Origin of the sequence: Paenibacillus sp. FSL W8-0426, assembly GCF_037969725.1 — a bacterium.
Taxonomy (GTDB): Bacteria; Bacillota; Bacilli; order Paenibacillales; family Paenibacillaceae; genus Paenibacillus; species Paenibacillus hubeiensis.
This window is the reverse complement of the sequence record NZ_CP150203.1, coordinates 3,952,491-3,976,062: the sequence shown is the minus strand read 5'-3', so window position 1 is coordinate 3,976,062 and position 23,572 is coordinate 3,952,491. Positions and strand designations below refer to the sequence as shown.

The window sequence follows — 23,572 nt, the reverse complement described above, 5'->3', positions numbered from 1 at the left end:
GGGAAAAGAGACATGGAAGATAAGCATAAACAATACAGAGAAATTTCTGAAAACATCTTGAAGAACATAGGGGGAAAGGAAAACATCGCTGGAGTCACACATTGCGCCACTCGATTAAGAATCGTATTAGATGACAACGATAAAGCTGATTTAACAAAAGTGGAAAATATAAATTTAGTCAAAGGGGTTTTTATAGCAGGCGATCAACTTCAAATTATTTTTGGAGCCGGATTAGTAAACGATATTTATGCCGCATTCTCTATGCTTACAGAAACAGAAAATATGTCTCTAAGTGACGTAAAGACAAAGGCTTCACAAAAGCAGAATTTTTTACAGAAAGCCATAAAATCTTTATCTGATGTTTTTATTGAGATTATGCCTGGAATTCTTGCAGCCGCATTATTGATGGGAATTACAGGTTTGTTGGGCCAACAAGGTTTATTTGGTGAGAAATCGGTTGTAGAAATGTACCCAGCTTTGCAAGGGATTAACCGTTTATTATCAATCGTATCATCTGGAATATTTACGATACTACCATTATTGGTAGTATATTCTGCAACCAAAAGATATGGCGGCAGACCTATTCTTGGTTTAGTGCTTGGTGCCATTATGCTTCACCCGAACTTAGCAGATGCTTATGAAGTCGCTAAAGGCAACGTTCAGCCTGAAACCATAAATATTTTAGGGTTGAACATCGAACTCGTTGGATTCCAAGGCGGCATTATCATTGCTTTGATGATGGGTTTTGTCGTTGCCAAATTAGACCAATTCTTTATTAAAAAAGTACCTAATATGATCAAACTGTTTTTAGCACCTTTGTTGACAGTATTTGTTTCTAGCGTATTGTTATTCACAATGATTGGACCGTTGGGCCGCGAATTAGCTCAATTCGTAACCACCTCATTATTATGGAGTACACAAAACTTGGGCATTTTTGGATATATGTTCTTTGCTGGTATTCAACAAATTATCGTCATTACGGGGTTACACCATGTTTTAGGTGCAGTGGAAGCACAGCTTCTTATAGATACAGGGCGAAACTTCATAAATCCATTAATGTCTGTTGCCTTATTTGGACAAGGAGGGGCCGTATTAGGATATGTCCTTTTACATCGTAAGAATACGAAAGTAAAGGAACTTGGAATTTCAGCATTTGGCTCTGTGATCTTTGGCGTATCAGAACCAGCCATTTTTGGGATCACTTTAAAATATAAATTCCCGCTGATCGCTGGATGTATTGGGGGAGCGATTGCTGGTGGTTATGTGTATTTAAGCAAACTCACTGCAATAGGATTTGGAACCACGGCTCTTCCGGGATTAGCCATTGCTTCCGCCGACAACCATGGGCATCTTAATTATATAATCGCACATTTAATCGCATTATCCTGTGGAGCAGTCTTCACAGTAATATATGGAAACATTAATCGAAAAAAGACTAAACTTAACTCTCAACAAGAATAGTACAAATGAAGAATGTTCCTTAATAGCCGCGTCGATTGCCAATAAACGAAGGAGATATACGTAGATTTGGAGGGAGATTTACATGTTTCATTGGAGAAAAAACAAAAAGACAATTGATATGCTCAAGATTACAGCTCCAATTTCAGGCGCAGTATTAGCATTGAAACAGGTGCCTGATCCAGCCTTTGCAGGAGGCCACATGGGTATGGGAGTGGCCATAGAACCAATGGAGGGAAAGGTCTACGCTCCATTTGACGGGAAAATTGTCCATGTCATGGATAAAAGCAAACATGCAGTCATCATTGAACATAAAAGCGGTATCCAAATTCTTGTCCATGTCGGCATTGAAACGGTATCGCTAAAAGGAAATGGATTCACACTGTATGTGGAAAACGGTACTAAAGTAAACCAAGGACAACTGTTATTAGAATTTGATATTTCCGCTATTCAGGCAGCGGGCTTGTCAGTGATTAGTCCGGTCATTGTTCCGGATGGGCTGGAATGTGTAGACCATGTAGAGATACATGACATCCAGAAGCCTAAAGGCTCTGATGAGCCGATCATGACGGTGCATTTGAATTCATAATTAGACGAACTTTGTACTCGACGTTTTCATGGAAAGTACATGCCCCCTAGAGAAGGCAGTCATCCGTTTATGGATGGAATCTGCCTTCTTTTTCGTTCATACATTTGATCATTGTTGCTTGTTTGCGTGCTTTACTATTACGTGAGCTCCTGTGATTTGGCTGTGCAAAATCGCTGAAATTTCACGTGCGGGCGACTACAAATGGAAGAAGAATGCTGGTTACGACATTCATAGAAGGCTAGACGCAGCTACGCCGACTTCCTTGACCGAAGTTTCCGGATTCCGTGCAGGCCCAGCAGCAGCAAGGGAAGGAGAACCCCTATGACAAGGGTAAAAGGGATCCACACTTTGGCGTCCCAAGACTGCCTATAAGCCACATTAGGATAGATAAAGACCGCCATGGTAACCATGATCCACCCGGTAGGCAGCATGAGAGCTTGACTATTTTTAATCCCGAAGATTTGGGAAAGGCCGGCGACGATCATATACAGGTAGAGGGAAATTCGGAAAAACAGCGAGATAAACCACATAATGGCCATGACCGCCTCGATCCGCTGCAAAAAATTGCCGATATTGATTTTTTGGGCGAGCAAATAGCTAGGGTACATGCTTTCTGCCGTAATATTGGGGCCGAGTACCAGAATGGTTAGCGCAACAATAATGACCAGCATGATACTGCCGATCAGGGTTCCAATATACACGGCTTTATGGGCCTGCTCCGGATGGTTTGCGGAAGCCGGGTAAATCATCAGGAGTATAATATGTGGAAAAAACACCACGCTGGCAAAAGAAAGGCCGGCCGGAAACAGCGGAGCGGCCCCAAACTCCAATATGGGAAGCGCCTGTTCCAACTTTACCTCGGATAGCAGCAGCAGGGTCATGGCCGTAAACAGAAACAAAACCCAGGGAAACATCAACTCGGTGGAGCGGGTCAGGACTTCGAGGCCCAGTCGGCTCCCCAGGGCAACGATCACGCCAAAAAGAATGATGATCGCCTCGATCGGGGTCTCGGGCATCATTTGGATCGTCACAAAGGTTCCAATTTCCTGAAGAACCGTGGTGGGACCGCACAGAAAAAAAGTGACCAGAAAAACAAAGCCTACGGCTTTTCCGACCCATTTGCCCAGCAGGGCCTCACAGATTTGCGTCAGGTTCTTTTCGGGATACATTCTGGCCAGCAACATATGTACCGAAAGCGTGATGAAGCCGAAGAGAACGCCAATCAACGCGGCGATCCAGGCATCTTGTTTGGCGATGGAGGCCATGCCCGAGGGGACGAGCAGAATGCCGCTGCCGATCGTAAACATCGCCGTCACAATCATAAGCTGGGGCAAAGATATTTTATACTCCGGCATAGGTATGTTCCTTTCTTGAAATTAGATCAGATCCAAGTCCGTAAGAAAGCGGCTGAGTGGTCTGAGTGCCATCGTAATGTAAGCCAAAGGTGTCGGAAGGTCGGTGAACAGGGTCTGAGCTACCGAAATTCCGACGCCGATAAGGAGCAGAACGGAGAAACCCCAAACGGTGCTCCTTTCCTTCTCCCGGATCAGCCGGGGAAGCTCAATCCAGGAGATCAAGGCAGCAACGACCAGAATCATTAATATTTTGATCAATCGTCTCGCCTCATTCCTCGATGTTATTGATGAACGTATTGTTGGTTATTCCCGTTCTGCGGATATGGTAATCCACCTTGACCCTGACGGGCAGGTTCGGAAAGTAACGTTCATTCCAATCCTGTTTGACCCGTTTCCAGAAACCGGGATTCGAACGGCGGATGGCTTCGCCGAAACCGAAGACATCGACTTTATACTCTTCCTGTACTTTTGCAACGACCGATTTCATCAACTGCTCCGCCTTATTTTCCATTTTGGTTTCCAATTCTTCGATGGATTTTGTCTGCGTCAGATCCAGTCCTTTGCACTCTACGGCGCCCACATTCCCCTCGACGTACGCCTTGATCTCAATTTCCGGGTTGGAGTCGATGACCTTTCCTGTAACTTTCGTATCGCTTCGGACGGTTTCCAGGGTTACTTTTCCTTTATCGCCGCAGGAGACGAAAGCGACGGAGCTTTTTACTCCGCCTGTGACATAGCGGTACCCTCTGCTCTCTCTCTCGTTTAGCCAACCAACCAGCTTGTCTGTTTTAAAAACGGCGAGTCCGACAAATCGGAGATTTCCGGGGGTCTTGATCGTATTCACGTTCTCTGGGGTTTCCCCGATTTCACGGTCTCCGATGATTTCCAAACCGGTTAATATGGGATTCTTTCCTTCACTGCTCAGGTCGTTAATCAACTCATCCAACGTCACTGTGATGCTGGGTGACCATACCCGCTCTGAAGCTTGCAGCGAACTGAACAATTTGTTGGCTGGTATGGACTCCAGGGGCGTCATGATTTTCAGGGCCTCCTCGGCGGTGGCGCCTTTGGTGGCCACGAGATAGAAATCGGTTCGAAACTCATGATCCCTCAGCAAAAAATCGAGAATCTTGGCGATACCATCTTTGGCCATCGACTCGCCGATCAGGAACATGCGCAGGTGCGAAAAATAAATTTTTCGCGGACTCACTTGACTCATCCTCCGGGCCGCTTCAAAAATCGTGTCGCCTTCGGCCGTATATAAGGTGGCCGGTGCCTGGGAGCCGCCCGCTTTTTTGGAAGCGACCTGACCGGGCACGACGACCTGGACGGACAAGCGGTAACGGTCCTCCACACGGTCAATCCCGGCGGCCACCGCGATCCCGAGTTCATTCAGTTCTCTGCGGTTCCAACAGCCGCTCAACAACAGGGCGATCAGCATGTAGAGCAGAAGCAACCCCCCGATTCGTTTCATGTCGCATTCACCCGCTTTCCCGTGATGGCTTCAATTTTCATTTCGCGATTTCTTCGGAGGATTGCCCGGCCTGCGCGTCTGGTTGCGCCCGGTAGTCATCCTTGGACGTTTATTGAGCATCCAATGCGGGAAACGCAGGATGGCATCCTTTTGGGATTCCGGTATTAACGGAGCAAGAGACGTTATATAGGGAACTCCAAAGGAACGAAGGCTGCATAAATGGAGGATCAAGGCCATGATACCGACAAAAATGCCGAACAGGCCGAAGGACCCGGCGAGCGCCATCAACGGGAAGCGCAGCATGCGGAAGGCGATCGACATATTGAAAGACGGAAGTACAAAGCTGGATATGGCCGTAATCGCCACGACGATGACCATGGTCGCGGATATAATCCCCGCCTCTACGGCTGCTTGGCCGATGACCAGGGTGCCGACGATCGAAATCGCGGAGCCGATATTTTTAGGCAGCCGAACCCCGGCTTCCCGCAGAATCTCAAAGGTCAGCTCCATCAATAAGGCTTCAACGAAAGCCGGAAACGGGATTTGCTCCCGCTGCGCGGCCAACCCGAACAAAAGCTGGGTCGGAAGCATTTCCTGGTGGAAAGTCGTGATCGCGATATAAAGGGAGGGCCCCAGCAGCGATATAAAGATACTCAGATAGCGCAGAATGCGTAAAAAGCTGCTGATGTCCCACCGCTGGTAGTAGTCCTCGGAAGCTTGCAGGAAAGACACCAGCAGGGCCGGAACGATCAGAACGAACGGGGTTCCGTCCACCAGAATGGCAACCTTTCCCTCCAGCAGTTCAGCCGCAATAACATCGGGGCGTTCGGAGTTGTAGATGGTAGGGAACGGCGTAAACGTGGTGTCCTGGATAAATTCTTCGATATATCCGCTTTCCAGAATGCTGTCCACATCGATCCGTCTCAGGCGATCGCGAACTTCCTGGACGATCTCCGGATTGGCAATTCCATTGATGTACATCATGCCGACATCGGTTTGCGTCACCCTTCCGATCTGCATCGATTCCAGCCATAGATTAGGGTCCTTGATTTTTCTGCGAATCATCGATGTATTGGTACGCAGGGACTCGGAAAAAGCTTCCCGGGGACCGCGGACGACATTCTCCGCCGAGGTTTCTGTCACACCACGGTCCTTCCATCCCTTTGTACCAGCAATAAGGCCTTCCGCGGAGCCATTCATCAAAACGACGGTATCCCCGGACAACAAGGCGTGGAACAGAGTTCTATAGTCGTTTACCATCTTGATTTCCTGATTGTACAGTGAGATTTCTTTCAAAAGGCGGTTACCGTCGTTAACGATAGAGCATTCCGGATCCTGTTGCCCGTCGGCTTTGGCCATGTGAGCGACGGTTTTCATGACCGACTCGTAGATGATGTTCTGATCGGCCAGTCCGTCGGTATAAAGAAGCGCTATGCTGGCTTCACCCGACTCACCAAACGGAATTTCCCGGATACCGATATCGGTGCTGTTTCCGAGCGTCTGCCGGATCTTTTGCAAACTGGCCTGCAGATCGGAAAGCAGCATGTCCTCCGATGGAGGGGGCGAATGACTCGAACTTTTCCCGTTACTGTCGAAGTTCCCGGTCTTGCTGTTTTTTCTGCGAATCCGCATGGGGGTCTTCTTTCTCTCGATATTGCTAGCCCCATTATTTCCGAAGCATCCGGCGCTTAAACTCGGCAGAGAATCATAATAACAAGCCATCGGGGAGGACGCTGCAATAAGTATTTTTGTGACGAGCAGTCCCGTGTTACATTGAAATCGACACCGAAGTCCATAAAAAATCAAGCGGGAGGGGTTGGTTATGAATATCGCAGAATGGAAAAACGGGGTTTGACGTATTGGTGATCGGCATCGGGACCTGGTAGTTTGGAGGCGAGTGGGGTGGCAGTTTACGCATTTACTTCAGCAATTGTTTTAAAAAAATCAGAATAAAGGCAACAAAACAGTCGATCCGTTGATCAGCTGTTTTTTGCTAAACTTTATGTTGAAAACAAATCAGGTTGGTGGCCAGGACAAAACAAGCCCAAAGGGCAGATCGTAGCCTTCACGGAAGAATCACCTCAAATGTTGTGCCGGTGTCATCGGATTTTGCAACTCTAATTGTTCCGTTGTGCAAGGCAATGATTTTGTGAGCAATGCTCAAACCTAACCCATATCCAGGAGAGGCGTGTGAGGCATCTCCCTGATAAAATTTGTCGAAAATGTATTTTTGCTTACTCAAGTCGATCCCCGGGCCATTGTCATGAATAGAGATGCGGGTCTGTTGATCTCTTGATTCGATATCGATTTTGATCTCTGAATCCGAGGGAGAGAACTTGATTGCATTGTCCAGAAGATTGATCCAAACCTGGCTGAGCATATCTTCATTTGCTACAACCATGACTTCGGCCGAATCGAAGTGGAAACGAATGTTTTTAGCGGACCATTTCGAATCCAACAATACGACAGCATTTCTTATTTGTTCGGTTACGTTAAACAACGTCTTTTCCGTGATAATGGTTTGGCTTTCAATTTTGGTCAACTGAAGGACATTCGTGGCCAGTTCGGCAAGACGCTCCGATTCATGAATAATGATATCCAAATATTCATTGCGTTCTGCTTCCGACAAATTGTCTTTTTTCAATACCTTCGCATATCCCCTTAAAGAAACAATCGGCGTTTTGAATTCATGTGAAAAGTTATTAATGAAATCGGAACGCAGCATTTCAAGGCTCCCCAGTTCTTCTGCCATGTGGTTGAAACTTTGGTTCAATTTTTTCAGCTCTTTCGCCCCTTTGAGATGGATCCTGACGGCAAAATTTCCTTTGGCAAGCTCTTGGGAAGCATCAATGACTTCGCGGATGGGGGAGAGGGGGATCCGGCTAAAAATAAGCGACGCCAAAACACTGACCAGAACACTTACGGTTCCGAAATAAGAGATAAGCCATACCCCGCCTCCGGAATTCGGCTCGTCTGCTGGAGGCAGCGTGTAAAGCCCGATGTATGCTAGAAACACGATAATGATAAACGAAAGAAAAATGGATATGAGCAAAATAAACAACACAATGAACGTAAACATGAAAGTCAAACCAAAGCCGCGTAAGTAACCCTTTTCGGTAAAGTTGATTTTCTTTTTAATCACCGTGTTTAACCGCCTTATAACCGATGCCTCGAATCGCAATGATTTCGAATTCCGGATAATCGCTGAATCGCTTTCTTAGCCGGTTGATGTGAACATTGAGCGTAACATCGTTCGTCTCGGATTCCATGCCCCAAATTTCGTCCATCAACTGAATCCGGGTAAAAATTTTGTCGGGGTAAGATAGCAGCTTATATAACAAATAGAACTCTTTCTGCGGCAGCGTCTGCACGTCGTTCTCCCTCGTCACCGTTAATGAATCATATTGAAGCGTAATCTTCCCGATATGAAGCTTTCGCTCGTTAAGGATTTTGGCCCTTCGCAGCAAAGCCTTGATTCGAAGAAGCATCTCGTCTTCGTCCACAGGTTTGACCATATAATCGTCTGTTCCTGCCATAAAGCCTTTTCGTTTGTCTGCAGGCAGATGTTTTGCACTGACCATAAGTATAGGGATATCATTCCTGCTTTCTCGGATCATTTGAGTCAGTTCGAATCCGTCCAGGTGTGGCATCATGATATCGAGCACAATCAGGTCAATATGCTGCTTGTCCAATATTTCTAGCGCCACCATGCCGTTCTCCGCCAAATATACCTCATATCCGGCAGAGCCAATAATGGTTTTCATTAATTTGGCCGTATTTTTATCGTCTTCTGCAACGAGGATTTGGAACATCACCCTCATTCCTTTCCGTTGATGTGTATGCGTAACTTAGAACTGCATTCTATCATAAAGCACTGTTTCAAGTGAACAAAGTTCAATTCGTTTATAGTGGTTTATTTTCAGTTTATTTTTTCATGGTAATGTTTGCTCCAGCGCAAACAATTCATTAATATCTCGAGAATGAAGAAAAGGAGAAACGATGATAACCAAAAAACGTCTTGTCATTCTTGCCATAATTGCGGTAGCCGCATTTGTGTTAGGCAGATTAGCAGTCCGTCTGATGTTGGATCTGTTATTGGGAGGAAAATTATTCTGATGAAAAAAATGATGTGGATATTAACCTGCATTCTTACTTTTGTATTGGTTTTTTCCGGTTCGGCCTTCTTGAAACTAAAGTTTCCTACGTTTAGTAACCCATTACATGTAGACTGGAGTGATTCAGTCGGAACCATTTATACAGATTTAGAATATGGCAAAGAAGAATTGAACAAATATGACCTCTATGTTCCAGCAGATCATTCTAAAAAATCATATGGTCTTGTCGTTTATCTTCACGCGGGCGGATTTACAAGCGGAGATAAAAATGACGATGCCGATATGCTTAAATATTTTACTTCTAAAGGCTATGTAGCTGCGGGCATCAATTATAGCTTACGCACCGATGAAAATACGGTTAACCTCTATCAAATGTCTCAAGAAATTAAGCAAAGTATACCTGTCATCAAAGAAAAGGCTGCTGAACTGGGGTATAACCTTGATGAAATGGCTATATCTGGGGGATCTGCTGGTGGAGCTCTTGCTTTACTTTATGCGTACCGTGATGCGGATTCCTCTCCAATTCCGGTAAAATTGGTCTTCGAAGGAGTTGGCCCTCCTAGCTTCGAACCATCCATATGGCTTGGTATCGATAATACCGATAGCCCATATGAATCTGACGAAGCTGCTGAAGCAAGTGCAGCTTTTGCCTCGATCATGACAGGGGAAAGCATCACTGCAGAAATGATGAGAAATGGTGAGTACAAAAAGTACGTAGATGAAATTTCACCTTATACACATATTACCAAGAATTCCGTTCCAACATTAGCTGCCTATGGCACTTATGATAAAGTCGTGCCGTTCGGTCTAACGAAAAATCTGCTTGAAGCTCTAAAGGAAAATAACGTTCCCCATGATTTCATTGAATTTAAGCGTTCGGGTCACGGCTTACAAAATGATCCAAAAGAAGCAAAACTTTATTTTGAAAAAATCAATGAATATTTGGATAAATATATGCCGAATTAAGGGATGCAATTGTCGAAACATAATAATATCGAGTTTCCCACTCCGGATACGAACTGCAAAACGACAAAAAGCAATATCGCCTGTATCTCGAAAAGAAAATGAGCATGTGGGAAGATTAGGTGGCAATGAGGTGAAGTTTATGAAAATCTTTAAACGAATATTGCTGATTGTGGTTCTCGTTGTTATTGCGGTAATTGTGGCGGTGCTTGCATTTCTTTCATATCGCAATGGACATTATTATAAATTTGTAAAGACCGACAAGCCCATCGAAGCACAATATACAGCACTTGGTACAAATAAAGTTTCTTATGTGGAATTTGACGCAGGTAATGATACCTTCAAGAAATATGAGATTTGGTTTCCATCTGAATTGAAAGAAAGCTCGTCTGCGTATCCCCTCGTTATAATGGCAAACGGCACGGGGATCCCTGCTTCAAAATATAAAGCTGTGTTTAAACATCTTGCTTCATGGGGATTCATTGTTGTTGGCAATGAGGACGAAAATTCAAGAACAGGAGCATCATCGTCTGCAAGCCTTGATTTTATGCTAAGTCTGAATGAAGATCGCGAAAGTGATTTTTATAGTAAAATTGATGTGGACAACATTGGAATCGGCGGACATTCGCAGGGAGGCGTGGGGACAATAAACGCCGTAACCAATCAGGATAACGGCGGATACTACAAAGTCATGTATACAGCAAGCGCCACTTCAAGCTACTGGGGACAGGACAGCGTATTCGGAAAGGAATGGAGCTACGACGTATCTAAGGTCAAAATCCCCTATTTCATGGTTGCTGGTACGGGATATTTTGATGCGGGAACTGCTGAAGATATAACGGCAACAGAAGGGCAAGGTATTACCCCGCTTTGGTCACTTAACCAAAATTATGCCAATATTCCCGATACGGTAACCAAAGTTATGGCAAGGCGCGTAAACACGGACCACGGCGATATGCTGAACCATGCTGACGGATATATGACTGCATGGTTTATGTATTGGCTGAAAGGCGATCAACAAGCGGGAAACGTATTTTTCGGTGACGATGCAGAGATCCTTACAAATGCGAACTGGCGGGATGTAGTGAGAAATCGCTGAATGCCACCAAATCCATCCCACCCATCCCTTTCAGTATAAAAAAATGTTTAATAACACATCTCACTCATGACACAGGATCCATATGAACGTTCCGTTCTAAATATTTTTCGAATGCTCCTGGCGCATATTAAGGCTCTTATCGTGAATTTCTTTACAATACCACTTGTAATGGGTTTGGAGGTGGCAAAACGGGTTGGATTTCAACGTTTGCTCTTTTCGATGCAAGGAAGACGATGAGCATGAGCAAACCTGTTTGCAGGCTTGCCCGACGTTTTCCTTTTCTTATCTAGTGACTGGACGGCGCTTTCATCATCGGTGACTTGAAATCACCGGATTTGGTCGACGAGAATATCCCAGGCAAAGCATTACGAATTTCTCTCTTGACTATGACGTTAGGTCATAGTCCATACTCTCTCTATGAATACATCACTGGGAGTGAGAGATATGAACATAAAAACATTGCGTTCAGACCACATTTATCAAAAAATAATCCAGGCTTCGCCCGACGAAAAGCTTGAATTATTCAGAAACGAAATGATGGCCCCTTTTATGAAGCAATGGGAAATTCAACAGATCCCTTTTAGAGCTGAAGAGGCGAACGGTTTTGACGTGGTTACGTTTAATAGTATGATGCATCGATCTCCTGATCAGATTACCCGGCAGATTTCACATGAGGTAGAGTTGATTTCGTCAGATTCTTTTTGGTTAGAGTGTGAGCACGCTGTAAGGAAAAGCCTCGGTCTATTTGTGGAACATGGTATAAGTCTCCCCGTATCCGAGTATTTGTTTACCATTCAACTAGGGAATCCGGAAAACCGTGCTTTAACCATAAATGAAGGATATAGCGGTTTTGGCGGCATTCCCGGATTTATCTGGGGGACGCTCCTGCCAAATGAGTACACGATTCCGCGGATGAAAGCTTCGCTGGCGCATGAATGCAACCATAATGTGCGCTATCAATTTATTCAGTGGGATCACAACGTTCATTTGGGCGAGCTCATCGTAAGTGAAGGATTAGCCGAAAATTATGCGACGTTCATGTTTGGAGAAGAATTGCTCGGCCCTTGGGTCACGAAAACGAACGCAGAAACACTTAACCAACGCATAAAGCCTGTGCTTAGAGAGCGATTGCAATTAACCGGGTTTGATCAATTGGCTCCGTATCTTTACGGGGACGAGATCGCCACCCTTCAAAACTTCAAACCGGTCAACATGCCTTATAGTGCCGGATACGCTTGCGGATATTATTTAATCCGATATTATTTAAGAAAAACGGGAAAAACGATTTTTGAGGCGACAATAACGCCTGCTGCTCAAATACTGGACGAAGTCAAAGGATTTTGGGATGAAGAAACGATTATTAACGGTTAAAGATATTGTTCGGATTACAGGCATTACAGGCCGGACTCTGCATTATTACGATCGAATCGATTTATTTAAACCGACGCATCTGACGGAAAAAGGGTATCGCTTATATGAGCGAAGCAGTTTGGAAAAACTTCAAACGATTCTGTTCCTAAAGGAGTTAGAGTTTTCCTTGAAAGAAATTGCAGACATTTTAAAGCTGACCAGACAAGAACGTAAACAAATTTTGAAGAAGCAGAAACAAACGTTATTATCGAGAAAACAAAGACTGGAAACCATGATGGTAGCGATCGATGAATACGATTCGGGAATGGATATTAGCGATTTGCAAATCTTCAAGGATTCTTCCGTTTTACCATTGAAAGAACAGTATGCAAATGAGGCAAGATTCATTTATGGCGAAACAGAAGCGTATAAAGAGTATAATGAAACGTTGGAAAAATTATCGCCAGACGATAAAGAGAAACAGTTTCAATCCATGGAGGAAATATTCAAACAAATGGCAGCTTGTGTCGATCAGGATCCTTCCTCCGATGAAGCTCAGCGATTAATCGAAGAGTGGAAAGAAAATCTGATGCAATTCATGACATGTGATGCAGAATTACTGGCTTGCATTGCCAATACTTACAAATTCGATGCACGATTCAGAAACTATTTTGATCAATATGGCCATGAAGGTTTAGCCGATTTTCTCTACAGTGCAATAATGCATAATATCCATCCGAAAACCTCTCCATGAATGGTGAATGCTCGACTCCCGATCTTAAAACAACAACCTGATGGAATCGGCGTCATTTTGAAGTGATCTCGCTTAAAGGTAGACAAGTGTTTTATGCAACCTGTTAGGCATGAGCTCGGTATTATACCAGGTTTATGCCTTTTCATTTTGGCTTGATGGGCGCCGTTGTTTTTAGTTGAAAGAAGTGGGTAATGGTTCATCAATGATTGGTTCTAAGGGGAGGTTGGTCGATATGCTGTTGGAATTAAGCATCAAGCTGGTCATCAGTTTTTTCGGACTTTGGGTCATCACGTTCGTTACGGGAAGAAAAACGCTCAGTCAACTTACGCCGTTGGATTTCCTATCTTCGTTGGTATTAAGCGAAATTGTGGGAAATACGCTGTATGACGATCAGGTCAAGATCTCCCATCTCTTATTTGCTTTGGCAGTCTGGGCCATTCTTTCCTACCTTTTTGAGAAAGCAACAACCCGTTTCGTTAAATTCGGGTATGCAGCAGAGGGGCGGGCTGTTCTCTTGATTGATAACGGTGAAGTGAATCAGGGTTTATTAAAAAAATATGACATTGAGTATAAACAATTGCTCTCCATGCTTCGAAAACAGAACGTTTTTTCGCTTCAGGAGGTCAAACATGCCGTCCTGGAAATCGACGGATCTCTGTCCGTCCTTCGCAAGCCGGAGTACGAGCCTCCGACTGCCCAAGATTTGGGTCTTCAGGATATTTCCAATAGCTTGGCTATTACGGTCATTGATAAAGGGGAACTCCTGACGATGTCCATGAGAGGAAAGAAAATGGACCCGGAAAAGGTCAAGCTTGATATGCAAAGACAGGGGTATGACAATATTAAGGATATTGCATATGCGGAGTATGGCGAGGATGGAACGCTTTATATCATCCCTAGAGAGACAAAGTAGAAAAAATTCATTTGAGGACGATTACTCCATTTCGAGTTTTTGCTGCCCGGCAGCCGATCAAAGGATCGGCTGTTTTCATTTGAATTAGGTTGCATACATCGTTAACGCCCCGCGTCAAGCTATTGTTACTGTAGTTCAGGAAGTGGACTCTTTTTGCCTAAACTGCTTAGGTGACATTCCGTATACTTTATTAAATTGCCTTGAGAAATAATTGCTGTCATTGAATCCCGATTGATAAGAGACTTGAGTAATAGGCCACTGGGTCAATCTTAGAAGATGACAAGCGCGTTCCAACCGCAAACGCTGAAGGTACGCCATAGGCGATGTCTGATAAAACGATTTGAAAATCCGGTTTAAATGCCTTGTAGAAATATTGGAATGCGATGCGATGTCTTCCAGACTAATTTGTTCTAAATAATGATCCTCGATATAAGATACCGCCGTAGACAAATGCACTAAATGGGTTTTTGTTCCTCTTCCGCCGGATTCATGAAATCTGGACAAGTAAATCACCAATTCAATGAATTTTGAAGTCAATAACGTTTTATGACCTGGCTGCTTTAACTGGTATTCATCGATCATTTCGGCAACAAATGCTTCTACGTATTCGAAATCATTTAAGGGCATGGACAGATGATGCTGCTTCACCTTTTTATTTGTGCAGGAGGTCTGCGGAATAAACATAGACAAATACCCATTTAACGAGTGTAAGTCAGGTCCAATGCGGTCCAATAATTCGGGTTTGAACATGATATTACATATTCTGAAGCTGCAGGGGTCTAAATAAGCATGTGCGTCATGTCCATGAATGATAAAAACATGCCCTTTTTTGATAAACGTAACTTCATGGTTAACGACATGCGTTGCATGACCGTTAAGAACGATGACGAGCTCCAGAAAGTCCAGATGATTGTGTAAGGGGAAATCTTCATCATGGCCGCCATGCTGAATAAAGAAAGGGAATTCCTCATCTTTCGTAAACCATCTTAAAGGGATATTCTTGATCGTAATCACCACTTATCAGGAAGGATGTCTTTATAATGCTATTCATTGGTCTAAAAAATCAAGGTTTGCTTCATAGACGAGATTTACGATAAAGAGAGGATGTTGAAGAAGGTAGAGCAAAAATAACATTTGAAAGCGCATTCTATTCATCTTGTTTGCATCCTAATATCAAGAGAGCCAAATGCGGGGGGCGAAGATCAATGAAATCGGGAAAGATGAAACTGGGAGCGTTCATGCTTGCGACGACGCTGTTCATTGCCGGTTGTGGAAATGGAAATGCAGCCAACACGCCGGATTCGGAAGGAGGCGAGTCCAATCAGGCCGTTACGTTTACCTTTTTCGGAGCTGACGCAAGTCCCAATTGGAATAAAATGCAAGATGCGGTTGGAAAGAAAATCACCGAATTGACGGGCGTGACGATTAACGCGGAATACGATATTTCCAGCGGGGGAGGAAACGACCGCATTTCGCTCATGGCTGCAAGCGGGGACTATCCGGATTTGATTTTTCCTAAAGGGAATTTAACTAGATTGGTCGATGCCGGTGCGATGATTGATTTGACGGACCTGATTGAAGAACACGCGCCGAACTTGAAAAAGATTTATGGAGAACACTTTAACCGTTTGAAATATAGCAATGAAGATCCGTCCATATATTGGATTCCGACAAATGGCGCCATTGACCAAATATATTTCGATGCAAATAACGGGGCTGCCATTCAACATCGGGTCGTCAAAGAGCTTGGATACCCGGAAATCAAAACGTTGGAAGACTTTGAACAAGTACTGCGACAATTCTACGAAAAACATCCTACCACAGAAGACGGTCAACCCACCATCCCGTTGTCTCTTAGCGCTGACGGTTGGCGAAGAATGATTACGGTTACCGACCCGGCTGCCATGTCCACGGGAAGTCCAGGGGACGGTGAGTATTATATTGATCCCGAAACCTATGAGGCTGTACTGCATTACAAACGCCCTGAAGAAAAGGAGTACTTCCGTTGGTTGAATAAAATGTACAACGAGGGACTGTTGGACAAAGATAGTTTTGTACAGAAGGATGATCAGTATAAATCCAAAATTGCGAGCGGACGCGTCCTTTCCTTGCTTGATCCGAATTGGGGATACAGCGATGCGGAAAATGCGCTCAAAAGCGCAGGGAAGGATGAGATGACGTATGGATATTATCCCGTCACGCTTAATGAAGACTTTGTGCGAAAAGACTTTCAGGACATAGGTTTTGACGGATATGGCATCGGCATTACCGTGAATTGCGAAGATCCCGTGAGAGCCATTAAATTTTTGGATTGGATGTCCTCGGAAGAAGGGCAAATCCTGCGGAACTGGGGGATTGAAGGCGAACACTACGTCGTCAAAGACGGAGTTCGCACCATTCCGGAAGAAGTGCAAGAGCGAAAAAATAAGGACAATAATGCCTTCACTGCCGAATCCGGAATCGGTCTGTATTATATTTTTGGGGCGCACTATGGAGACGGCGTCAAAGATTCGACGGGGAACTACTACACTACCAATTATCCCGAACAAATTCAACAGAGTTACTCCAATGCCGAAAAAGAAGCGCTACAAGGTTATGGTATCACGACCTGGAAGGATCTGTTCCCATCCGAAGAACAATTTCCTGTCAAAGAATGGGGAGCTGCGTACAATATGCCGATCCCTTCGGATAGCGGAGATTACAACGTTGTATACCAGAAGACGCAGGATATCATACAAAAGCGTATTGCTGAAGCCGTTACATCCTCTCCGGATTCATTTGACGGAATTTACGACAACATGATTGCAGAACTCAACCAAGCGGGAGCGGAAGGCATGGAACAACAATATACCGAGTGGATCAAGGACCGCGTAAGATTATGGACAGGAAAAGATATAGATTAAAGGGATTCTTTTATTGAGAGGAGAAAAAACATCGTTTCGTGGAAAGCCGCTGGAACAGCGGTTTTTCTATGTTTTAAGAAAACAAATTTTTATCCAGTGGCGGAATGCATGCAATAAAGCCATAGATGGACGGATGTTCATCTATGGCTTGATACGAAACCTTCATCGTTAGCCTTGTTTGCAAATTATGAATGATTGATCTGGTTCTTGATATAATACATCTCCAGCACTTGCGTAATCGACTCGCCTTTAATAGGTTTGCTTACATATGCATCCATGCCTGCCTTCAAGCATTTATCCATGTCTCCTCTTACGGCATTTGCCGTTACCGCAACAATAAATGGACATGATTGGGGGTCAAGCATTTCCTTAATCGCTTTAGTCGCTTCAAAGCCATCCAGCCGCGGCATATGCACGTCCATAAAAACAATATCATACGCATGCCGTTTGACAGCCTCGACAGCTTCGGCACCGTCGACCACCAGGTCTACAAAGTGTCCTTTTTTCTCGATCATTCTGCCAAGGACAAGCTGATTCACCTCATTGTCTTCCGCGATCAGAATCCGAAGAGATGCCGATTTGTTCTTTTTCTGTTGTTGATCGAATGTGCTGCTCTCTTCATTGTTGTTCAACTTGAACCATGCGGTAAATGCAAAGGTTGTACCCGGTTCATCCGATTCTTCGATCCAGATATCACCCTGCATCAGCTCCACCAGCTTTTTGCTGATGGCAAGCCCGAGACCGGTGCCTTGAGGTTTGCGAGTCATGAAGTTTTCCAGCTGGTAGAACGGCTCAAACAATTGTTGTCTTTTCTCCACCGGAATCCCTATTCCCGAATCCTTCACCGTGAATTGCAGCTGCACGTTGCTGCTGCACTGCTCTTTAACGCCGACATTGATTTCCACGCCGCCTTCTGAAGTAAATTTAACCGCGTTGCCGATGATATTGGTCAGTACTTGTTTAAGACGGTAAGCATCGCCATGCACCGGAGTCGGAATGGCATCATCCAGACATACACGGATATCCAGATTCTTTTCGCGAACCAGTGGTTTTACGATCTGCACCGTTTCTGTCACGATTTCTCGAAGATCAAACGGATCATCGACCAGCTCGGTTTTGCCTGACTCGATTTTGGAAAAATCAAGAATATCATTAATGATGGCCAGCAAGGAATCTCCGCTCTTCTGGATAATGCTGATATATTCCTTTTGTTCTCCGCTGAGTCCCGGCGTATCCAGCAGCAGGTCCGTCATCCCGATTACGCCGTTCATGGGGGTGCGAATTTCATGGCTCATCATGGCTAGAAATTCACTTTTGGCCTGATTCATTCTTTCGGCCGTCTCTTTGGCAACGAGCAGTTTTTTCTGTTCGGTAATGTCCTTTGCGATCAGATAAAACCCCACATTGGCCTTGTTGATAATGATCGGAGCAAGCGTAGCCAAGACTTCGGTCTCGTGGCCGTCCTTATGGCGAATGGTGTTGATTTCCTTCTCGGCCAACTCGTAATTGCTGCGGAGAATCAGTCCTAGATTAACGGCCCCGATAAACCTTTGTATGCTTGTGCCGCTCATTTCAGCCACGGGACAGCCTGTCATTTTCACCGCTACAGGATTGGCATTCATAATGTTCCCATCCATGTTAAACGAGATAATGGCGTCATGATTATATTTTTTCAGCGATGTGTACCGTTCCACGGTCTCCTGCAGCTTGAATTCAATGAGTTTCCGCTCGGTAATATCCTGCAATGTCCCATTTAACTGTAATGGCTTGCAGTATTCATCAAACGTAATCAATCCGCGCAAGTGAAGATATTTCTCGCTGCCATTCTTGCTGATGTATTTGTACTCGAAGTCAAGCGGCTCGCCTTGTTTTACCCAGCCGATTTTTTGTTGCAGAGATGCTGCATCCGCGGGATTCATGGCTTTAAAAACATCATTTGCGCGATATCGTTGGGGAGTGCGTTCGAGTTCAAGAATCTCAAAGATTTGATCTGAAATGGCGATTTGGTCATTGACCATATCCCATTCCCAACTGCCGATCATCGCGATACGTTCTGCCTCTGCAACGATCTCTTCATGTTTTTTTCGTTCGGAGACATCTCGTCCAATGAAAAGGATCTGCTGTTCATGCTCAGCATTTCCGATGATTTTATACGTAGTTTCGAACCAAAGATAATGACCGTCTTTATGGCGAATCCTAACATTCAGCATATTGCCAGAGGACAGGTCCATCTGTGAGATACGTTCCAGATCTTGGGGATGGAAATATGCAATGTTATCCTTGCCAATTATATCTTCGGGCGAGTAGCCCAGCAAATGCTGAACGGAAGGGGAGCAGAATCGACAGACGCCTTCACAATTCGTGATATAAATGATCTCCTGAGCATTATCCGAAATCAGTTTGAACATCTCTTCACTGTGCAATAGCTTCTGTTCGGACGCTTTACGATCCGTAATATCCACAATATGGCAAATGAAGTAAAGCGGCTCATCCGTCGTTTCGTCTCGAGCCAAGGAAACATGTAATGAAATCCAAAGGACATTGCCATCTTTTTTGATGTATCGTTTTTCGTATTTATGTTCTTTCGATATACCTTCAAACAGCTCACAGGCATAGATCACATCTTGCGGCGAGTCCTCGGGATGCGTAATATCCTGGTAGCTGAGGTTCAATAATTCCTCACTGGTAAAGCCCATCATATTGCAAAAAGCAGGGTTCACTTTCAGCCATTGCCCTGTCGGAGCAACGAGTGCAATTCCAATAGGCGCTAGGTTATATATCTGCTCGAATAATTCATGATGATCAACCTTTTGAACCTGCATTTTGAGCTCTCCTTTTGGTGTATAATACATCGTCGAAATTTAGTGTTTTGCGGATATCTTATGTTCAATAAGAAATCGTCGGTTAAAAACAACAATATGTGCTTAATACCCAGTATTCTAGCCAGTGAAACACCTCTTTTCAAGAGATTTGTGTCAAAGAAGCGGAAGCAGCTGAGCGTTATTGGAGCAGTGAGGCATATCGAATCCCGTCGAAACGATGGGTGAAACAAGCAGGAAAACGGGAAGGTTGGTTGATCGGAAAGAGTTTACCCTCTGTTTAGAGCGATGTGAAAGGGTTATATACTTTTAGAAATCAATCCAACTTACAAACGGAGGAAATCATATGTTTCGACATCAGAAAGAGTTACAGTTCGAGGTTAAAGTAGATCGCCCTGATCCGGCATTAGCACGCCAGGTCCAGGAAGTACTGGGAGGGCAGTTCGGTGAAATGACAGTGATGATGCAGTACCTTTTTCAAGGGTTTAATTGTCGGGGCGAGGAAAAATACAAAGATATGCTGATGGATATCGGCACGGAGGAAATTGGCCATGTCGAAATGTTATGCGCATTGATTAGCCAGCTATTGGATGGCGCCACACCTGCCGAGCAGCAGAAAGCCGCTGAGGATCCCGTTACAGCTGCCATTATGGGAGGCATTAATCCCCAACATCTGCTTGTAAGCGGATTGGGCGGCTTACCTACCAACTCTACCGGCGTACCATGGAACGGTTCATATATCGTGGCCAGCGGCAACCTTCTTGCAGACATGCGGTCTAATCTGCATGCCGAAAGTCAGGGCCGATTGCAAGTGGCGAGACTATATCAGATGACGAACGATGAAGGCGTCCGCGCGACTTTACGAAAAATGCTGGCACGGGATCGTTATCATCAATATCAATGGATGGCCGCCATTCAGGAGCTGGAAGAAAAGAATGGCGTCGTGGTACCGGCTTCCTTTCCGCCGGAGGCAGAGCAGGAGTCTCAACCTGAAGCCTATGAGTTCTGGAATCTCTCTGAAGGAACCGAATCCAGCGAAGGGTTATGGGCTAAAGGAAGCGCGCCCGACGGAACGGGGGACTTCGTTTATATATCACAACCTGTTGCAAAAGGGCAAAAATACGAGCCCGTTGTTCCCGCCAAAGAACTTCATCATGATTTGGATCATAATTGAATTGGAAGAGAGTAAGGTTGATCGAATGCGAGAGCCGCCGAGAGCGATCGATGTGGCGTGCTTTGATGGAAAAAATACAGAGTATTCTGATTCCAACAACAAAAGCCGCATGAACTGCGGCTTTTGTTCGTTATTTCACCTTCATCAATGGCTGCAACATTTTTTCAAGCCTATTATCGTTCTTTCCGCACCGGCACGGAACTAGTTCGGCCGCCGACAACGCGGTTTTTTGCTGCTCCCATACCGACTACAAAGAGTAAGACCGAAGCGCCAAGCAGAATAAAGAGCGGCAGGCTCCAACTATTCGTCGCATCATGCAGATATCCTATAAGGGCTGGGCCGATTGCGGCAAGAAGATATCCGACCGATTGAGCCATGCCAGACAGTTCCGCTGCTTGATGCGCATTTTCAGTACGTAATCCGAAAAACATCATGGACAAACTAAAAGCGAAGCCTCCACCAATTCCCAGGATGATGATCCACAGCAGAATGATATCGGAGCTTCCGTAAAGAAGTCCGAGCGTCCCCGTCAAGAGCAAAATGGTTGTGATGATCACTAACAAACGTTGGTTAGACATGCGCCCGGCAATAACGGGAACTATAAAAGTAAATGGAAGCAGTGCCAACTGCATGATCGAAAGGTACCATCCCGATTGGTTGGAGTCAATTCCTTGCTGCTTTAAAATTTCAGGTAACCAAGCGATCAACACATAGAAAACCATGGACTGTATCCCCATAAACAAGGTTACTTGCCAGGCAAGAGGAGATCGCCAAACATTCACATCGTTACGGGCCGTTTGTTGACTCGTCGTAGCTGTTTGCTTCATTTGATTTCTTAATTGAGGTAACCAACAGAGGATCGATACAAAGCTGAGAATCCCCCATATTCCCAATGCTCCCTGCCATTGCAAACCTGCGTTCACGGCTAACGGTACACTGATTCCCGATGCGATCGCCCCGCATAAACTCATTGAGATGGAGTAAACACCTGTCATGGAGCCAATGTTATTCGGGAAATCCCTTTTGATTATACTTGGCAATAATACATTGCATACGGCAATGGCGAATCCGAGAATGGCTGTCCCTATATACAGATTAACTGCGCCAGATAAAGAACGGATTACAATACCAACCGTCAGAAAGACGAGGGATATCAAAATGAGACGCTCAACCCCATACCTACGTCCTAAGTTCGGTACCAGAGGTGATAATAAGGCAAAGGCGAGCAAAGGTACCGTTGTGATCAGGCCTGCTAATGTATTTGAAATATGAACGTCATCCCTTATGAGACTGACTAGCGGACCGACCGAGGTTAAGGGAGTACGTAAATTAGCTGCGATAAAAATAATGCCGAGAATGATAAATCCTATAGAGGATGGTACGGCTTTTTTTATTTGTTTGTTCGGCATTCTTCATTTCTCCTCCTGTATTTTTAAACGGATAAATTGTTTTCTGCTGATTGAAAAAAACGATGCAATAACGTCCGCGCGGACAATAAAAGTATATTATAATATATTATTTTTTACAATAAACAAATTTAAATATATTTAAAATAATCAAAACAAAAAAAGAACTCCACATTCCGTTACGGAAGTGTGGAGTTCTATTTAGTAAGTCATATTTTCGAATTTTATGGACCATACTTTAGGGAGATATGGAGCACGGTTTCGCTATCTGTAGGGTTTGTATAAGCGTGAGGACGATCCGCTCGAAAACTGATCGTATCATATTGATTCAATGTGTAAGTCTCTCCATTGACTTGAATTTCAATGGAGCCTGTCATGACTGTCGCAATTTCAGTTGTATTCACATGATGGCCTTCAGGGTGATACGAGCTATGTGGCTGTAAGTAAGCCCGACACATTTCAGTATCGTTACTTTTAAAAACGGGTTCAATCATCCAATTTTTTTGGTCATTCGAAAACCGCAAACCCTCGCCTGCTCGATACAAACTAACGGGGTCTTCTGATTTAAACAAAGCCATTAACGGTAAAGATATGCCCTTTGAAATTTTCCATAAAATCGCCAAGGTTGGATTTGTTTCGCCACGTTCGATATTCCCGAGAGTAAGTTTGCTTACGCCCGTTATTTCCGCTAAGTCGTCTAAACTCATGCTTTTTTCTTTTCTGTACCTTTTCAAGGCACCGCCTATCTGCAACACAAGTTGTTTGGATTCATCGACTTCATCCATTGGATATTCACCTCAACAAAAAACAGCTACAGCTAGTATATCGTTTATCTGAATTCTTTTCCATAAGATGAGTATATGAAGAAGCCATAATTGCGATTAGAAACGTTTGGCCCGGAATGGAAGTCGCATCCGTATAGGCTTTCAAAACCGGCGGGATCGAGAAATTCCACATCGGTGAAACATACACGTACTTATCGGCAGCCACGAATTGATCAATAATGGCTTCATGACGGGCTACTTTTCATTTCTCTGCCCATCGGACAGTTGATCGAAAGACGAACCCGACCGAATCTTTCCCCACCCCCGTAAAACATCGGCATCGATTGGCCGAATATCCTCTTGGTACAGATCGAGATGAATAATTTCATCGGTTGGATCACGATAAGCTTCTTTGAACACTCCCTCCACTTAGCTT

19 protein-coding genes and 1 pseudogene are annotated in these 23,572 nt (G+C 44.6%); 9 read left to right on the top strand and 11 right to left on the bottom strand.

The annotated features are described in order from the left end of the window. Nucleotides 1-12 precede the first annotated feature (12 nt). On the top strand, nucleotides 13-1,461 hold the full coding sequence (locus MKY59_RS17735; protein WP_339272794.1) for a PTS transporter subunit EIIC: 1,449 nt from the start codon (nucleotides 13-15) through the stop codon (nucleotides 1,459-1,461). 82 nt (nucleotides 1,462-1,543) lie between these two features. After that, nucleotides 1,544-2,047, top strand: coding sequence for a PTS glucose transporter subunit IIA (locus MKY59_RS17730; protein WP_339272792.1), 504 nt, complete (start codon nucleotides 1,544-1,546; stop codon nucleotides 2,045-2,047). Nucleotides 2,048-2,295: 248 nt separating this feature from the next. Here MKY59_RS17730 and MKY59_RS17725 read toward each other — a convergent pair whose 3' ends face one another. The 6 genes from MKY59_RS17725 to MKY59_RS17700 all read right to left on the bottom strand — a co-directional run bounded on the left by MKY59_RS17725 (nucleotide 2,296) and on the right by MKY59_RS17700 (nucleotide 8,688). Further along, entirely contained in the window at nucleotides 2,296-3,402 is a 1,107-nt protein-coding gene (locus MKY59_RS17725) for an endospore germination permease (protein ID WP_339272790.1), read from the bottom strand. Between the two features lie 21 nt (nucleotides 3,403-3,423). Then, a complete protein-coding gene (locus MKY59_RS17720) occupies nucleotides 3,424-3,660 on the bottom strand; it encodes a hypothetical protein (protein ID WP_339272788.1) in 237 nt (78 codons plus the stop codon). 10 nt (nucleotides 3,661-3,670) lie between these two features. After that, a complete protein-coding gene (locus tag MKY59_RS17715; RefSeq protein ID WP_236412340.1) occupies nucleotides 3,671-4,876 on the bottom strand; it encodes a Ger(x)C family spore germination protein in 1,206 nt (401 codons plus the stop codon). A gap of 30 nt (nucleotides 4,877-4,906) precedes the next feature. After that, the gene (locus tag MKY59_RS17710; RefSeq protein ID WP_339272785.1) at nucleotides 4,907-6,421 is read right to left on the bottom strand and encodes a spore germination protein; all 1,515 of its coding nucleotides are present in this window, start codon (nucleotides 6,419-6,421) and stop codon (nucleotides 4,907-4,909) included. A 520-nt stretch (nucleotides 6,422-6,941) separates the two neighbouring features. Continuing rightward, entirely contained in the window at nucleotides 6,942-7,778 is an 837-nt protein-coding gene (locus MKY59_RS17705; protein WP_339272783.1) for a HAMP domain-containing sensor histidine kinase, read from the bottom strand. Nucleotides 7,779-8,010: 232 nt separating this feature from the next. Next, the gene (locus MKY59_RS17700; protein ID WP_339272781.1) at nucleotides 8,011-8,688 is read right to left on the bottom strand and encodes a response regulator transcription factor; all 678 of its coding nucleotides are present in this window, start codon (nucleotides 8,686-8,688) and stop codon (nucleotides 8,011-8,013) included. A gap of 303 nt (nucleotides 8,689-8,991) precedes the next feature. Between MKY59_RS17700 and MKY59_RS17695 the strand changes: the two genes are divergently transcribed. The 5 genes from MKY59_RS17695 (at nucleotide 8,992) to MKY59_RS17675 (ending at nucleotide 14,070) form a co-directional block, all read left to right on the top strand. After that, entirely contained in the window at nucleotides 8,992-9,957 is a 966-nt protein-coding gene (locus MKY59_RS17695) for an alpha/beta hydrolase (protein ID WP_339272779.1), read from the top strand. A gap of 139 nt (nucleotides 9,958-10,096) precedes the next feature. Beyond that, nucleotides 10,097-11,053, top strand: coding sequence for an alpha/beta hydrolase (locus MKY59_RS17690; protein WP_236412929.1), 957 nt, complete (start codon nucleotides 10,097-10,099; stop codon nucleotides 11,051-11,053). A 444-nt stretch (nucleotides 11,054-11,497) separates the two neighbouring features. After that, on the top strand, nucleotides 11,498-12,424 hold the full coding sequence (locus MKY59_RS17685) for a DUF2268 domain-containing protein (RefSeq protein WP_339278431.1): 927 nt from the start codon (nucleotides 11,498-11,500) through the stop codon (nucleotides 12,422-12,424). Beyond that, nucleotides 12,399-13,157, top strand: a complete 759-nt coding sequence (locus tag MKY59_RS17680) for a MerR family transcriptional regulator (RefSeq protein ID WP_339272777.1) — start codon at nucleotides 12,399-12,401, stop codon at nucleotides 13,155-13,157. The genes MKY59_RS17685 and MKY59_RS17680 overlap by 26 nt, the downstream gene beginning before the upstream one ends. A 232-nt stretch (nucleotides 13,158-13,389) precedes the next feature. Further along, nucleotides 13,390-14,070, top strand: coding sequence for a DUF421 domain-containing protein (locus tag MKY59_RS17675; RefSeq protein ID WP_339272775.1), 681 nt, complete (start codon nucleotides 13,390-13,392; stop codon nucleotides 14,068-14,070). A gap of 135 nt (nucleotides 14,071-14,205) precedes the next feature. Here the strand turns inward: MKY59_RS17675 and MKY59_RS17670 are convergent, their stop codons facing one another. Continuing rightward, nucleotides 14,206-15,087: an AraC family transcriptional regulator gene (locus MKY59_RS17670; RefSeq protein ID WP_339272773.1), complete on the bottom strand. Its 882-nt coding sequence runs from the start codon at nucleotides 15,085-15,087 to the stop codon at nucleotides 14,206-14,208. Between the two features lie 188 nt (nucleotides 15,088-15,275). Here MKY59_RS17670 and MKY59_RS17665 point away from each other — a divergent pair, with 188 nt between their 5' ends. Beyond that, nucleotides 15,276-16,973, top strand: coding sequence for an ABC transporter substrate-binding protein (locus tag MKY59_RS17665; protein ID WP_339272771.1), 1,698 nt, complete (start codon nucleotides 15,276-15,278; stop codon nucleotides 16,971-16,973). A gap of 185 nt (nucleotides 16,974-17,158) precedes the next feature. On the opposite strand, the gene MKY59_RS17660 is transcribed toward MKY59_RS17665, so the two are convergent. After that, a complete protein-coding gene (locus MKY59_RS17660) occupies nucleotides 17,159-19,795 on the bottom strand; it encodes a PAS domain S-box protein (protein WP_339272769.1) in 2,637 nt (878 codons plus the stop codon). Nucleotides 19,796-20,138: 343 nt separating this feature from the next. Between MKY59_RS17660 and MKY59_RS17655 the strand changes: the two genes are divergently transcribed. Further along, nucleotides 20,139-20,966, top strand: coding sequence for a manganese catalase family protein (locus tag MKY59_RS17655; protein WP_339272767.1), 828 nt, complete (start codon nucleotides 20,139-20,141; stop codon nucleotides 20,964-20,966). A 173-nt stretch (nucleotides 20,967-21,139) separates the two neighbouring features. Here the strand turns inward: MKY59_RS17655 and MKY59_RS17650 are convergent, their stop codons facing one another. The 3 genes and pseudogenes from MKY59_RS17650 to MKY59_RS17640 all read right to left on the bottom strand — a co-directional run. Further along, nucleotides 21,140-22,375: an MFS transporter gene (locus MKY59_RS17650; RefSeq protein WP_339272765.1), complete on the bottom strand. Its 1,236-nt coding sequence runs from the start codon at nucleotides 22,373-22,375 to the stop codon at nucleotides 21,140-21,142. A gap of 221 nt (nucleotides 22,376-22,596) precedes the next feature. Then, on the bottom strand, nucleotides 22,597-23,157 hold the full coding sequence (locus tag MKY59_RS17645; RefSeq protein ID WP_339272763.1) for an XRE family transcriptional regulator: 561 nt from the start codon (nucleotides 23,155-23,157) through the stop codon (nucleotides 22,597-22,599). Between the two features lie 100 nt (nucleotides 23,158-23,257). Further along, nucleotides 23,258-23,553 (bottom strand): annotated as a pseudogene (locus tag MKY59_RS17640) (NAD(P)H-dependent oxidoreductase); the annotation flags it as partial. Nucleotides 23,554-23,572 lie beyond the last annotated feature (19 nt).

Coding starts and splice junctions, on each gene's coding strand:
- MKY59_RS17735 (WP_339272794.1), top strand. CDS start 13: ATGGAAGATAAGCATAAACAATACAGAGAAATTTCTGAAAACATCTTG.
- MKY59_RS17730 (WP_339272792.1), top strand. CDS start 1,544: ATGTTTCATTGGAGAAAAAACAAAAAGACAATTGATATGCTCAAGATT.
- MKY59_RS17725 (WP_339272790.1), bottom strand. CDS start 3,402: ATGCCGGAGTATAAAATATCTTTGCCCCAGCTTATGATTGTGACGGCG.
- MKY59_RS17715 (WP_236412340.1), bottom strand. CDS start 4,876: ATGAAACGAATCGGGGGGTTGCTTCTGCTCTACATGCTGATCGCCCTG.
- MKY59_RS17710 (WP_339272785.1), bottom strand. CDS start 6,421: ATGCTGCTTTCCGATCTGCAGGCCAGTTTGCAAAAGATCCGGCAGACG.
- MKY59_RS17700 (WP_339272781.1), bottom strand. CDS start 8,688: ATGTTCCAAATCCTCGTTGCAGAAGACGATAAAAATACGGCCAAATTA.
- MKY59_RS17695 (WP_339272779.1), top strand. CDS start 8,992: ATGAAAAAAATGATGTGGATATTAACCTGCATTCTTACTTTTGTATTG.
- MKY59_RS17690 (WP_236412929.1), top strand. CDS start 10,097: ATGAAAATCTTTAAACGAATATTGCTGATTGTGGTTCTCGTTGTTATT.
- MKY59_RS17685 (WP_339278431.1), top strand. CDS start 11,498: ATGAACATAAAAACATTGCGTTCAGACCACATTTATCAAAAAATAATC.
- MKY59_RS17680 (WP_339272777.1), top strand. CDS start 12,399: ATGAAGAAACGATTATTAACGGTTAAAGATATTGTTCGGATTACAGGC.
- MKY59_RS17675 (WP_339272775.1), top strand. CDS start 13,390: ATGCTGTTGGAATTAAGCATCAAGCTGGTCATCAGTTTTTTCGGACTT.
- MKY59_RS17665 (WP_339272771.1), top strand. CDS start 15,276: ATGAAATCGGGAAAGATGAAACTGGGAGCGTTCATGCTTGCGACGACG.
- MKY59_RS17660 (WP_339272769.1), bottom strand. CDS start 19,795: ATGCAGGTTCAAAAGGTTGATCATCATGAATTATTCGAGCAGATATAT.
- MKY59_RS17655 (WP_339272767.1), top strand. CDS start 20,139: ATGTTTCGACATCAGAAAGAGTTACAGTTCGAGGTTAAAGTAGATCGC.
- MKY59_RS17650 (WP_339272765.1), bottom strand. CDS start 22,375: ATGCCGAACAAACAAATAAAAAAAGCCGTACCATCCTCTATAGGATTT.
- MKY59_RS17645 (WP_339272763.1), bottom strand. CDS start 23,157: ATGGATGAAGTCGATGAATCCAAACAACTTGTGTTGCAGATAGGCGGT.